Below are 13,335 nucleotides of genomic sequence, written 5' to 3' on the forward strand. Positions count from 1 at the left end.
CCGGTGACCAGGGCGGTGCCCGCCGGGCGCCAGGCGCGGCGCGGGGCGCCGGTCGGCGGGGCGTGGCGCAGCCGGCGGGTCCAGGAGCGGTCGGGCCGCAGGGCGATCTCGTCCTCGCCGGTGTGCCCCGCGAGCACGGCCAGGAGCCGGCGGCCCGTCTCGTCGTCCAGGACGCCCGGCGCCGAGCCGTCCGGCGTGCGGCGGGCGGCGGGCAGGTCGATGACTCCGCCGTGCGCGTCGGGCAGCTCGGCGGCGACGACCCGGGCGAGCCCCCAGAGGGCGGCCTGTCCGGGGTGGGGCAGCGTCTCGCCGGGGGCGACGGTCACGGCGCCCCGGGTGACGAGCCAGACGGGCGGGTGCGGTCGGCCGTCCTCGCCGAGGGCCTGGAGCAGGCGGAGGGTCGCGGTCAGGGCGTCGCCGCCGTCGTCGCGGTCGTCGCCGGGAGCGCCGGCGGGGTCGTCCGCGGGGCCGGCGTCCGCCGGGAGCGCGAGCAGCGACAGGACGCCGTCGACGTCCTCCGCCGCCCTGCCCAGCCGTGCGGCGAGCTCGTGCGGCGGCGCGTCCGCCGGGACGGCCACCTCGACGACGTCGGCGCCGCTTCCGGTCAGCAGCGCGCGCACGGCGGGGGCGACGCCGCCCGGGGTCTGTGGCACCGCGAGCAGCCAGCGGCCGCCCAGCGAGACCACGGGGCGGGGCGTGCCCGCGACGGGGCGCCACTCGGTGCGGTAGCGCAACGCGTCCGCGCGCGCGGCCTCCTCGCCGGAGGCGCGCCAGGAGTCCAGGGCGGGCAGCAGGTCGCGCAGCGCGGTGAGCGCGGCGGCGTCGGCGGCCAGCCCGAGGCGTGCCGCCAGCCCGTCGGCGTCGCCGTCGCGGACGTGCTCCCAGAAGTCCCGCTGCCGGTCGTCGCCGGGAGCTTCGGCCAGGGCTGCGGGGGCGGCGGTGGGCTGCTCGGCCCAGTAGCGGCGGCGCTGGAACGGATAGGGGTCCAGCTCGACGCGGGGCCCGGGCCCGGTGCCCAGGACGGCGGTCCAGTCCGCGGGCACGCCCGCCGCGTGGGCCTGGGCGACGGCGGCCAGGAACCGGTCCCAGCCGCCGTCGTCGCGACGCAGCGTGGGGATCAGGACGGCTTCGCCCGCGGCGCTGTCGGCGGTCTCGCCCACGGCGGGGAGCAGGACGGGGTGCGGGCTGATCTCGACGAAGGTGACGGGGCCGTCGGCGAGGAGGGTCTCGGTGGCGGACCGGAAGTCGACCGCGCCGCGCAGGGCGGCGTACCAGTAGTCGCCGTCGAGCCCGCCGTCCTCGACCCAGGCGCCGGTCAGCGCGGACAGCATCGGGAGGTGCGGGGCGCGCCCGACGACGGGCGCGAGGTCGCGCTCGACGGCGGCGCGGATGTCCTCGACGGCGCGGGTGTGGGAGGCGTAGTCCACGGGGACGCGCTTGACGCGGGCACCGTCGGCGGCGAACTCCTCGGCGAGCGTGTCGAGGGTGCCGGGTTCTCCGGCGAGGACCACGGAGCGGGGCCCGTTGACCGCCGCGACGGCGGCCCGGTCGCCGTGGCCGGCGAGCCGCGCGGCGGCCTCCTCGGCGGAGACCTGCACGGAGAGCATGCCGCCCGTGCCGGCGAGGGCGGTCAGGGCGCGGCTGCGCAGCGCGACCACGCGGGCGGCGTCGTCCAGGGTGAGGGCGCCCGCCACGCACGCGGCGGCGATCTCGCCCTGGGAGTGGCCGAGTACGGCGTCCGGCCGGACGCCGAGTTCCTGCCAGAGCGCCGCGAGGGAGACCATGACGGCGAAGAGCGTGGGCTGGAGGACGTCCACCCGGTCCGGGTCGGGCGCCCCCGGCCGACCGTGCACGACGTCGTCGAGCTCCCAGTCGGTGTACGGGGCGAGGGCCCGGCCGCACGCGGCCAGGCGCTGCGCGAAGACGGGGCTTTCCGCGGCCAACTGCCGTGCCATGCCAGGCCACTGGGCGCCCTGTCCGGGGAAGACGAACACGGTGCGGGCCCCGGGACGCACGGTGCCGGTGGTCGTCGTGGGCGAGGGGCGGCCGTCGGCGAGGGCGGTCAGCTCGGCGAGTACGGCGGCGCGGTCGGACTCACCGGCCCCGTCGCCCGCGGCCAGGACGACGGCGCGGTGCTCCAGGGAGGCGCGACGGAGGAGGAGTTCGCGCGCGACGTCGGCGACCGCGGGCGCGGGGCCGCTCCCGAGCCGGCCGGCGAGCAGCGCTGCCTGCGTCCGCAGCGCTCCCGTGTCCCGGGCGGACAGCAGCAGCGGCACCAGCCGCGCCGCGGGCGCGGGCGCGGCCACGACGGCGGGCTCGGCGGGCGCCTCCTCCAGCACCACGTGGGCGTTGGTCCCGCTGACGCCGAAGGAGGAGACGGCGCCGCGCCGGGGGCCGTCCTCCCGGGGCCAGTCCCGCGCCTCGGTGAGCAGCCGCACCCCACCGTCCCAGTCGGCGTGTTCGGTGGGCCGGTCGACGTGCAGGGTGCGCGGCATCCTGCCGTGCCGCAGCGCCTGGATGACCTTGATGGCGCCGGCGACACCTCCGGCGGCCTGGGCGTGCCCGAGGTTGGACTTCACGGAGCCCAACCACAGCGGTTCGGCGGCGCGTTCCCGGCCGTAGACGGAGAGGAGGGCCTGGGCCTCGATGGGGTCGCCGAGCCGGGTTCCGGTGCCGTGCGCCTCGACGAGCTGCACCCCGGCGGGGCTGACGCGGCCGTCGGCGAGCGCTGCCCGGATGACGCGCTCCTGGGCGGGGCCGCTGGGCGCGGTCAGCCCGTTGGAGGCGCCGTCCTGGTTGACGGCGGTGCCGCGGACGACGGCCAGAACGCGGTGGCCGTTGCGGCGCGCGTCGGAGAGCCGTTCGACGAGCAGCAGGCCGACGCCCTCGGACCAGCCGGTGCCGTCGGCGGCGGCGGCGAACGGCTTGCAGCGACCGTCCGGGGCGAGCCCGCGCTGCCGGGAGAACTCGACGAACGGCGTGGGAGCGGCCATCACCGAGACCCCGCCGGCCAGCGCCATGGTGCACTCCCCGGACCGCAGGGCGCGCACGGCGAGGTGGAGGGCGACCAGCGAGGACGAGCAGGCGGTGTCGACGGTGACGGCGGGCCCTTCCAGGCCGAAGGTGTAGGCGATGCGTCCGGAGGCCACGCTGCCGGCCGTGCCGTGGCCGAGGTAGCCCTCGAGTTCGCCGGGCACGGCGTCCAGCCGCCCGATGTAGTCGTGGTGGATCTGCCCGGCGTAGACGGCGACGGCGTCGCCGCGCAGCGTGTGGGGGTCGATGCCGGCGTCCTCGAAGGTCTGCCACGCGGTCTCCAGCAGCAGCCGCTGCTGGGGGTCCATGGCGAGGGCCTCCCGTGGGGAGATCCCGAAGAAGGCCGCGTCGAAGTCGCCCGCGTCGTGGAGGAACCCGCCTTCGCGGACGTAAGCGGTCCCGGTGCGATCGGGGTCGGGGTCGTACAGTCCCGCCAGGTCCCATCCCCGGTCGGTGGGGAAGGGGCCGACGACGTCGCGTTCGGCGTCGACGAGCCGCCACAGCTCCTCGGGGCTGTCGGCGCCGCCGGGGAACCGGCAGGCCATGCCGACGACGGCGATCAGTTCCTCGTCCCCGCCGGTCTCCGCGTCCCCGCCGGTGTCCGCGGCCGCGTCGGTGTCCGCGGCCGCGTCGGGGGGCGTGTCGGGGGTTTCGCCGTGCTCGGCCGCCGGCGCGGGGTCCGCGCCCTTCGGGCCCGGCGCGCCGCTCGCGGCCTCGTCGCCGAGGGCGCGCAGCAGATGCGCGGCGAGCGCGGACGGCGTCGGGTGGGCGAAGACGACGGTGGTGGGCAGGGCGAGACCCGTGGCGGCGCGCAGCCGGTTGCGGAGTTCCACGGCGGTCAGCGAGTCGAACCCCTGGTCGGAGAAGGCCCGGTCGGCGGGGACTGCGTGCGGGGAGCCGTGGCCGAGGACCGCGGCGGCTTCGCCGCGCACGAGGCGCAGCGCGGCGGCGCTCCGCTCCTCCCCGGTGAGCGCGGACAGCGCGCGTGCGGTCGACGGCCCGGCGGGCGCCGCACCCCGACGGCGGGAGCGCGGCGAGGCGGCCGCGAGGACCGACAGCAGCGGGGGCACCCGGTCGACGGACCGCAGGTCGAAGGCGGCTCCGGTGACGGCGGGCCGGGTGCCGGCGAGGGCGGCGTCCAGCAGGCCGAGGGCGTGGGCGGGTGCCATGGGGGCGATTCCGCCCCGGGCGAGTCGTTCGCGGTCGGCGCGGCCGAGGTGGCCGGTCATGCCGCTGGCGGGGGCCCACATGCCCCAGGCCACGGAGACGGCGGGCAGGCCGAGGGCGTGGCGGTGGGTGGCGAGGCCGTCGAGCGCGGCGTTGGCTCCGGCGTAGACGGCCTGTCCGGCACCGCCGAGGACTCCCGCGACGGAGGAGAACAGCACGAAGGCGGCCAGGTCCAGACCGCGGGTCAGGTCGTGCAGGTGCCAGGCTGCGTCCGCCTTGGGCGCGAAGACGGCCGGGACGCGGGCGGGATCGGCGTTCTCGACGGTGGCGTCGTCGAGGACTCCGGCGGCGTGGAACACGCCGGTGAGCGGATGGTCCCCCGGCACCGCTGCCAGCAGCGCGGCGAGGGCGCCGCGGTCGGCGATGTCGCAGGCGGCCACCTCGACGTGGGCGCCGAGGGCGGCGAGGTCGTCGCACAGCTGGGCGGCGCCCTCGGCGGCCGGTCCGCTGCGGCCGGCCAGCAGGAGACGGCGGACGCCGTGGGTCTGGACCAGGTGGCGGGCGACGAGGCGGCCCAGGGTGCCGGTGCCGCCGGTGACCAGGACGGTGCCGCCGGGGTCGAGCGGGCGGGGCACCGTCAGGACGAGTTTGCCGGTGTGGCGGGCGGCGGCCATCCGCCGGAAGGCGTCGGGGGCCTCGCGGACGTCACGGGCGTGGTGGGGGGTGCGGGGCAGGACGCCGTCGGCGAGGAGGTCGGCGATCTCCCGGAGCATGACGCCGACCCGCTCCGGTCCGGCGTCCTCCAGCAGGTCGAACGCCCGGTAGGTGATGCCGGGACACCGTTCAGCCACCTCGTCCGCGGCGCGGATGTCGGTCTTGCCCATCTCGACGAACCGGCCGCCGTCCCGCAGCAGTCGCAGCGAGGCGTCGGTGAACTCCCCGGCCAGCGAGTTGAGGACGACGTCGACGCCCCCGCCGCCGGTCGCCGCCCGCACGTGCGCCTCGAAGCCGAGGTCGCGGGAGTCCGCGATGTGGTCGTCCGCGATGCCCATGGCCCGCAGCCGGTCGTGTTTGCCCGGCGAGGCCGTCGCGAAGACCTCGGCGCCGTGGTGCCGTGCCAGGGCGACGGCGGCGGAGCCGACACCTCCGGCGGCGGCGTGGATGAGCACCCGGTCGCCGGGGGCGAGGGAGGCGATGTCGAACAGGCCGTACCAGGCGGTGAGATGGGCGATCGGCACCGCTGCGGCCTCGGCGAAGGTCCACCCCCGGGGTACGCGGGCGAGCATGCGTGCGTCGGCGACGGCCGTGGTTCCGAAGGCGCCGTCGACCACGCCGAAGACCCGGTCCCCGGGCGCGAGTCCGGTGACGTCGGGGCCGGTCTCGAGGACCACGCCCGCGGCCTCGCCGCCGAGGACGTCGTCGGCGACCCGGACCATGCCCAGGGTGAGCAGCACGTCGCGGAAGTTGACGCCGGCGGCCCGGATCGCGAGGCGCACCTCGCCGGGGCCCGGCTCCCGGGACTCCTGGGGTGCGGGGACGGCGGTGAGGTCGTCGAGCGAGCCGGAGCCGGCGGCGGTCAGCCGCCAGGGGACGCCGTCCCCGGTGGGCGGCGCGAGCGGCGCCGGGTCCTCCGGGACGAGCCGTGCTCCGTGCAGCACCCCGTCGAGGACGGCGAGTTCGGTCTCTTCCCGGGCGAGGGCGGCGGTCACCTCGGTCCACGGGATGCCGGCGCCGTCGGTGGCCAGCAGTGCGAACCGTCCGGGGTTCTCGGTCCCCGCGCTGCGGAACACACCCCAGGCCGGCGCGGTCACCGGATCGGCGACGGCGTCGGGGCTCCGGGTGGTGAGCACGAGACGGGCGGTGTCCCCGGGGAGGGCCAGCCACTCCTGTGCCAGGGCCAGGGCCTGCCGCAGTGCGTCCTCGGCGCGGGAGGCGGAGGGACCGTCGGCACGCGCCTCCGGCGGCTCGGGCAGGGCGGCGAACACCACCTCCGCTCCGGCCCGGACCGCCTCGTCGAGCCGGTCGTACCTCGCGTGGCCCTCGCCTGCGGGTGCGGCGCCGACCGCGGCGCAGCGCGGCGCGGGGCGGTCGCCGCCCCGGAGTGCGTCGTCCAGCGGCTGCCATCGCGTCCGAAGGAGGGGGCGGGCGCCGGCGGCGACCGGGGGACGGGCCCGCAGGGTGAGCCGGTCGACGGCGGCGACGAGCGCTCCGGAGGTGTCCCAGGCGGTGATCTCCACGGTGTCGGCGGCCAGCGGCCGCACCCGCACCCGCAGCGTCCGGGCGGCGGTGCGCCGCAGGGTGACGCCATCGAAGGCGAACGGCAGCGGCGGCGCTCCGTCCTCGCCGGCGACGACGCCGCCGGCGGCGACACTCTGGAAGGCGGCGTCGAGCAGCGCCGGGTGGAGGAGGAAGTCGGCGGCGGGGATGGCCTCGGGCAGCCGGACCTCGGCGAGGAGTTCGGCCGGCCCACCGCCCGCGGCGCGCCACAGCGCGCGCAGTCCCTGGAAGCCGGGCCCGTACTCGTATCCCTGGTCGGCGAGTCGGTCGTAGATCCCGTCGAGGTCGACGGGCTCGAAGGTCGGGGACGATCCGTCGGGTACACCGCGTCCGCCGGGTGCGCCGGCCGGCGTCGCGGTGGGCGGCCAGGCGGGGGCCGGGGGCGCGGGGGCCGCGCCCCCGGTCAGCGTTCCGGTGGCGTGCGCGGTCCAGGCGGACCGGCCGTCCGCTCCCCCGTCACCGTCGGCGCCGTCCGCCGGTCGGGTGTGGACGGTCAGCGTCCGGGCGCCGTCCGCGTCCGCCGTCCCCACGACGACGCGCAGGACGAGGTCGTCGTCCCCGAGCACGGCGGGCGCGGTCAGGGTCAGCTCGGCGACGCGCTCGCAGCCGGCTCGCGCGGCGGCGTGCGCGGCGATCTCCAGCAGCGCCGCGCCGGGCAGCAGGACGTCGCCGCGGACGGCGTGGTCCGCGAGCCAGGGCGCGGAGTCGGCGCCGAGCCGGGCGGTGAGCACCGTGCCGCCCGGTCCGCCGCTCTCGCCGGGCAGGTCGACGGCGGCGCCCAGCAGCGGATGGGCGCCGCGGTGGAGGCCGACGGCGGCGAGGTCGCCGGCGCCCGCGCCGCGCGGGAGCCAGAACCGGCGCCGCCGGAACGGGTAGGTGGGGAGGTCGACGGTGCGGGCCCCGGTGCCGTCGTACGCGGCGGGCCAGTCGACGGGCACTCCGCGCACCCAGAGCCGGGCGGCGGCCCGCAGCAGTTCGTCGCTGCCGCCGCTGTCGCGGCGCAGCGAGCCGGTGACCAGGGCGTCGGTGCCGGCCTGTTCGAGGATCTCGGCGAGGCCGACCGCCAGCACCGGATGCGGGCTGGCCTCGACGAGGACCCGGTGGCCGTCGGCGAGCAGCGCCTCGACGGCCTGCTGGAAGCGGACCGGCCGGCGCAGGTTCTCGAACCAGTAGGAGGCCGGGAGGCGGGAGGGGTCGGCGACCGTACCCGTCACCGTGGAGTAGAAGCGCGTGGTGCCGCAGGAGCGCGGCACCACGGTCTCGGCGACCTCCAGGATCCGCTCCCGCAGCGGGTCCATGTGGGGGCCGTGGGAGGCGTAGTCGACGGGGATGCGCCGGGCGCGCACCCCCGCGCGCTCGTAGTCCGCCAGCAGCTGCTCCAGCGCCGCGAGGTCGCCGGAGACGACGGTGCTGCGGGGCCCGTTGACGGCGGCGACGGCGAGCCGGTCGCCGAGGTCGTTCTCCACCTCGGCGGCGGGCAGCGGGACGGAGGCCATGCCCCCGAGTCCGGCGGCCTCGCGCAGCGTGCGGCTGCGCAGCGCGACGACCCGGGCGGCGTCGGGCAGGTCGAGACCGCCCGCGACGTGGACGGCGGCGAGCTCGCCCTGGGAGTGGCCGACGACGGCGCCGGGGCGGACGCCGAGCGACTCCCAGGTCCGGGCGAGGGCGACCATCACCGCGAACAGCACGGGCTGGACGACTTCGGCCCGCTCCAACGGGGGCGCGCCCGGGTCCTCCCGCAGGACGTCGAGGAGCCGGAAGTCCAGGTGGGGGTCGAGCGCCTCCGCGCACTCCCGCAGGGAGCGGCGGAAGACCCGCGACTCCTTCAGGAGTCGGGTGGCCATCGCGCCCCACTGCGACCCCTGGCCGGGGAAGACGAAGGCGACGGCGCCGGTGTCGGCGGCGGTCCCGGTGGCGAGGGCGGGGTGCCCGGCCCCGTCGGCGAGTGCGGCCAGCGCCTCGGCGGGGTCGGACCCCGGCCCGGCGACGACGGCGGCCCGGGTGTCGAGGGCGGCCCGGGTGGTGGCGAGGGACCAGCCGGTGTCGCGGGGCCCGTGCGCGGCGAGGGGCGCGGTGAGGCGGCGGGCCTGTTCCCGCAGCGCCTCCTCGGTGCGGGCGGAGAGGACCAGGGGCGCGGCGGAGGCTGCCCCGTCGTTGTCGTCGGGCGCGTCGTCGGCGGTCGGGGCGGTCGCGTCCGTCGCCGTGGCCGGGGGCGCCGCCGGCACCTCGGGCGCCTCCTCCAGCACCACGTGCGCGTTGGTCCCGCTGATGCCGAACGCGGAAACACCGGCGCGGCGGCGCCGCCCCGTCCCCGCCGGCCAGGGGCGGGCCTCGGTCAGCAGGGTGAGCCCGGAGCCGTCCCAGTCCACGTGGGAGGAGGGCCGCTCCGCGTGGAGGGTGGGCGGCAGCAGCTCGTTGCGCAGCGCCATGACGGTCTTGATGACCCCGCCGACCCCGGCGGCGGCCTGGGTGTGCCCGATGTTGGACTTCAGGGAGCCCAGCCACAGCGGCGCTCGCGCCCCGTCCCGGTGGGCGCCGTAGGTCTCGGCGAGGGCGTGGGCCTCGATGGGGTCGCCGAGGCGGGTTCCGGTCCCGTGGGCCTCCACGGCGTCGACCGCGTCGGGCGTGAGGCGGGCGTCGGCGAGCGCGAGGCGGATGACGTCCCGCTGGGCCTGCCCGCTGGGGGCGGTGAACCCGTTGGAGGCGCCGTCGGAGTTGACGGCCGTGCCGCGGACGACGGCGAGCACGGGGTGCCCCAGGCGCCGGGCGTCGGAGAGCCTCTCGAGCAGCAGGACGCCCGCCCCCTCGGCCCAGCCGGTGCCGTCCGCGTCGTCGGAGAACGCACGGCAGCGGCCGTCGGGGGACAGTGCCCGCTGCCGGGAGAACTCGACGAACAGCTGCGGGGTCGCCAGGACGGTGGCGGCGCCGGCGAGGGCCATCCGGCACTCCCCCGCACGCAGCGACGCGACAGCGAGGTGGAGGGCGACGAGCGAGGAGGAGCAGGCGGTGTCGACGGTCAGGGCGGGGCCGCGGAGCCCGAGGCTGTACGCGATGCGGCCGGAGGCGACGCTGCCGAGTCTGCCCAGGTCGAGGTAGCCCTCGAGTTCCGGCGGGAGGGGGTCGAGCGCCGCTCCGTACTCGTGGCGCATCAGGCCGGTGAAGACGCCGACCGGTTCGCCGCGGAGGGAGTCGGGGGCGATGCCGGCGCGCTCCAGGGTCTCCCAGGAGAGTTCGAGGAGCAGTCGCTGCTGGGGATCCATGGCCAGCGCCTCGCGCGGCGAGATGCCGAACAGGTCCGGGTCGAACTCGGTGGCGCCGGTGAGGAACCCGCCCCGGCGGGTGGTGGAGTGGCCGGCGCGGTCGGGGTCGGGGTCGTACAGGTCCGCGAGGTCCCAGTCGCGGTCCTCCGGGAAGTCGCCGGTGGCGTCGACGCCGTCGCGCACCAGACGCCACAGTTCCTCGGGGGTCCCGACGCCGCCCGGGTAGCGGCAGCCCATGGCGACGACGGCCACGGGGTCGTCCGCCGGGCGGGCGCCCGCCGTGCTCCGGGCCCGGGGACGCCCGCCGGTGTCCGCGTCGGTCCCGAGGACGGCGGCGCCGAGCATCCGGGCGAGCGCGGCGGGGGTCGGGTGGTCGAAGACGACGGTGGCGCGCAGCGGGCGGCCGGCACGTTCGACGAGCGCGTCGCGCAGCCGCACGGCGCTCACGGAGGTCAGCCCCAGCTCCCGGAAGGGGCGGCCGGAACCGATGGCGTCGGGCGAGGTGTCCAGGACGCGGGCGGTCTCGTCGCGGACCAGCTCCACCAGGAGCGTCTGCCGGTCGTCGCGGGAGAGCGGCAGCAGCCGGGCGCGCAGGGCGTCGGCGCGGGCGGCGTCCACCGCTGCGGGGGCCGCGGTCACGGCCGGGGCGGCGGTGGCCGAGACGGCGAGCAGCCGGGAGGGGAGCCCGGCCAGGAGGTGCCGGGCGACCTTGCCCGACGCCGTGCGGGGGATGGTGTCCACGGCCCGCACTTCGGCGGGCACCTTGTAGGCGGACAGGTGTTCGCGGCAGTGGCGCAGGACGGCGTCGCCGTCCGCCCCGGGGGCGGCCCGGTCCGAGTGCTCCGCGCCACCGCCCGGGCTCGGGATCGGCGTCGGGGCCGGGTGCTGGGTCCGGGTCAGGCCCTGGGTCGGTACGACGTAGGCGATAGGCACCTCGTCGAGGAGGTCGTCGGTGCCCGGCCCGGCCGCCGCGTCGGCGAGTCCGGGAAAGGACCGCAGCACCTCGTCGATCTCGGCCGGGTAGACGTTCTGCCCACCGCGCACGATGAGTTCGGAGAGCCGTCCGGCCATGGTGAGGTACCCGGAGGCGTCACGGCGGGCGAGGTCGCCCGTGCGGTACCAGCCGTCGGTCAGCACCTCGGCGGTGGCCTCGGGCCGGTTGTGGTAGCCGGCCATCACGTTCGGGCCGCGCACCCACACCTCTCCCGCCTCGCCGGGGGCGGCCTCGCGTCCCGTGCGGGGGTGCACCAGCCGTACGTCGAGCCCGGGCAGCGCCAGACCGCAGGAGCCGGGGACACGGGTCCCCGTGGGCCAGTTGGTGGTGATCGGCCCGCAGGTCTCGGTGGTGCCGTAGCTGTCGAGCAGCGGCACACCGAACCGTTCCTCGAACTCCTGCCGCAACCCGGCACTGCCGACGGAGCCGGCGGTCAGGCACAGCCGCAGGCCGGCGCCGAGACCGGACTCCCGCTCCGCGGCGCGCAGGAGCTGCTGGTACATGGCGGGCACGCCCGCGAGGAACGTGTAGTCGCCGTCGCGGAGTTCGTCCAGGACCTCCTCGGCGGCGAACCCGCTCGTCAGGTAGGCGCTCGCTCCGACGGCGGTGACCCCGAGGGTGCCGAGGTGGTGACCCAGGCAGTGGTGCAGGGGCAGCGGCCACAGCACGGTGTCGTCCCCGCTGAGTCCGAGGATCGGCGCGTAGCAGGCGGCGATGGTCCACAGGGAGTTGCGCACCGAGGAGAGGACGCCCTTGGGCCGCCCGGTGGTACCGGAGGTGTAGAGCATGAACGCGGGGTCGTCGAGCTCCAGGCAGTCGCGGGGGGCGGGTGCGTCCCGGTCCTCGGCGAACGCCTCCAGCTCCCAGACCTCCTGCTGCGGCCGCTGCTGCGGGGCGTCGTCGCCCTCGGCGACGACGACCCGCAGCGACCCGGGGGCGACCCGGGCGATCTGCTCCAGATGGGCGGCGTCGGTGATGACGGCGACGGCGTCGCTGTCGGTCAGCAGGTAGGCCATCTCACCGTCGGTGGAGGCCGGGTTGACGGGTACGCCGATGGCAGCGGCCCGCGCCACGGCGAGGTAGGACTCGATCATGGGGACCCCGTTGCCGAGGCAGAGCACCACGCGGTCACCGGGCGCGACGCCGACCTCGGCGGCCAGCGCGCCGGCGACGCGGGCGGTCCGCGTCTCCAGCTCGGCGTAGGTGACCGCGCGCCGGGCGTCGCGGTAGGCGATCCGGCCCGGCCTCGCCGCGGCGTGATCCCGCAGCAGTTCGTGGAGGGGCCGGATCAGCTCGGTCTGGAGCATGCGTCATACCTCGTTCGCTCGGCCGGATCATCCGAGGCGGCACACGGTCGCGGTGGCGCTCGCGGTCCTCCCGCCACGGTAGGAACGGCGTGAGCCGTCCTTGCAGGGGAAGAAGGCCACCGCCCGGCCATCACCCGGCAATCCGCCGGCGGCGGCGGGTGCGCGTTACCGGCAGATGGGCCGGTGCTGGAACCACCTCACTGCGCCCGCGCACGGCCGCTCCTAGCCTCGGCTGCGGTAGCCGCCCACACCGCAGCCGGGGAGCCCCCATGACGTCGTCGGTGCAGCCGATTCCTGTACTGAGCAGCCGCATCCTGCCCTCCTCGGCGGCCGGGGACGCGCCCCGGCTCGGGTCGCTCACCTATCTCACCGCGCCGGACCCCCGGTCCGGTGACGCCCCGACCGAACTGACGGTGGAGGTCGGCCCGCACGGCGAGTCGGCGACCGAGACGTGGACCGCGGGTGAGCCGGTGCTGCGCGGCGAGTACGCGGGCATCCGCTACGCGGCCTGCCGCGAGTTCGTGTTCTGCACCGGGAGGATCGAGGAGGGCGGCGCGTACGCCGACGCCACGCACCGGTTCTACGAGGACGTGTTCACCCTGCTGGCCCGGCTCGGCTACCCCCGACTGGTGCGGGTGTGGAACTACATCGGCGACATCAACGGAGTGACGAGCCAGGGGCAGGAGATCTACCGCGACTTCTGTGTGGGCCGCAGCCACGCCCTGGAACAGCTCGGCATGCTCCACGGCATGCCGGCGACGACCGTCATCGGGGTGCGGGGCGGCGGCATCGGCTTCGCGATGATCGCGGCGCGCACGGTGGAACCGGTCAACGTGGAGAACCCCCGGCAGATCCCGGCGTACCGCTATCCGCCGCGCTACGGCCCCCGCTCCCCGAACTTCTCGCGCGCCACCTACGTGCCCCCACCGGGGGCGGGCGGCCGGGGCACCGCGTACGTGTCGGGGACGGCGAGCATCATCGGCCACGAGACGGTCCATGTCGGCGACGTTCGCGCGCAGGCCCGGACCACGTTGGAGAACATCGAACTCCTCATCGGCGCGCCGAACCTGGCGCGCTACGGCATCGGGGAGGGGTTCGGGCTGGAGGACCTGCGGCGGGTCAAGGTCTACGTCCGGCACGCCGAGGACATCCCCGCCGTCCAGGCGGTCTGCTCCCGGCTGCTGCCGCCGTCGTGCGCCGCGGTGTACCTCCAGGCGGACGTGTGCCGCCGGGACCTGCTGGTGGAGATAGAGGGCCTGGCGGCCTGAGACCGCGGCACCGGCCGCGTGCGGTGCGG

Annotated in this window: 2 protein-coding genes; one reads left to right on the top strand and one right to left on the bottom strand. The window is 77.3% G+C overall.

Going from position 1 to position 13,335, the window contains the following annotated elements:
* Positions 1-12,038, bottom strand: a 12,038-nt coding sequence (locus HCN52_RS07315; RefSeq protein WP_168087547.1) for a type I polyketide synthase, incomplete at its 3' end; no start/stop codon positions are given.
* A 269-nt stretch (positions 12,039-12,307) separates the two neighbouring features.
* Here HCN52_RS07315 and HCN52_RS07320 point away from each other — a divergent pair.
* Positions 12,308-13,306, top strand: a complete 999-nt coding sequence (locus HCN52_RS07320; RefSeq protein ID WP_168087548.1) for an FkbO/Hyg5 family chorismatase — start codon at positions 12,308-12,310, stop codon at positions 13,304-13,306.
* Positions 13,307-13,335: the final 29 nt, after the last annotated feature.

This window comes from Streptomyces bohaiensis (assembly GCF_012033785.1).
Taxonomy (GTDB): domain Bacteria; phylum Actinomycetota; class Actinomycetes; order Streptomycetales; family Streptomycetaceae; genus Streptomyces; species Streptomyces bohaiensis.

Bases quoted from the DNA above. Each gene is read 5' to 3' on its own strand.
- HCN52_RS07320 (WP_168087548.1), top strand. From the start codon at position 12,308: ATGACGTCGTCGGTGCAGCCGATTCCTGTACTGAGCAGCCGCATCCTG.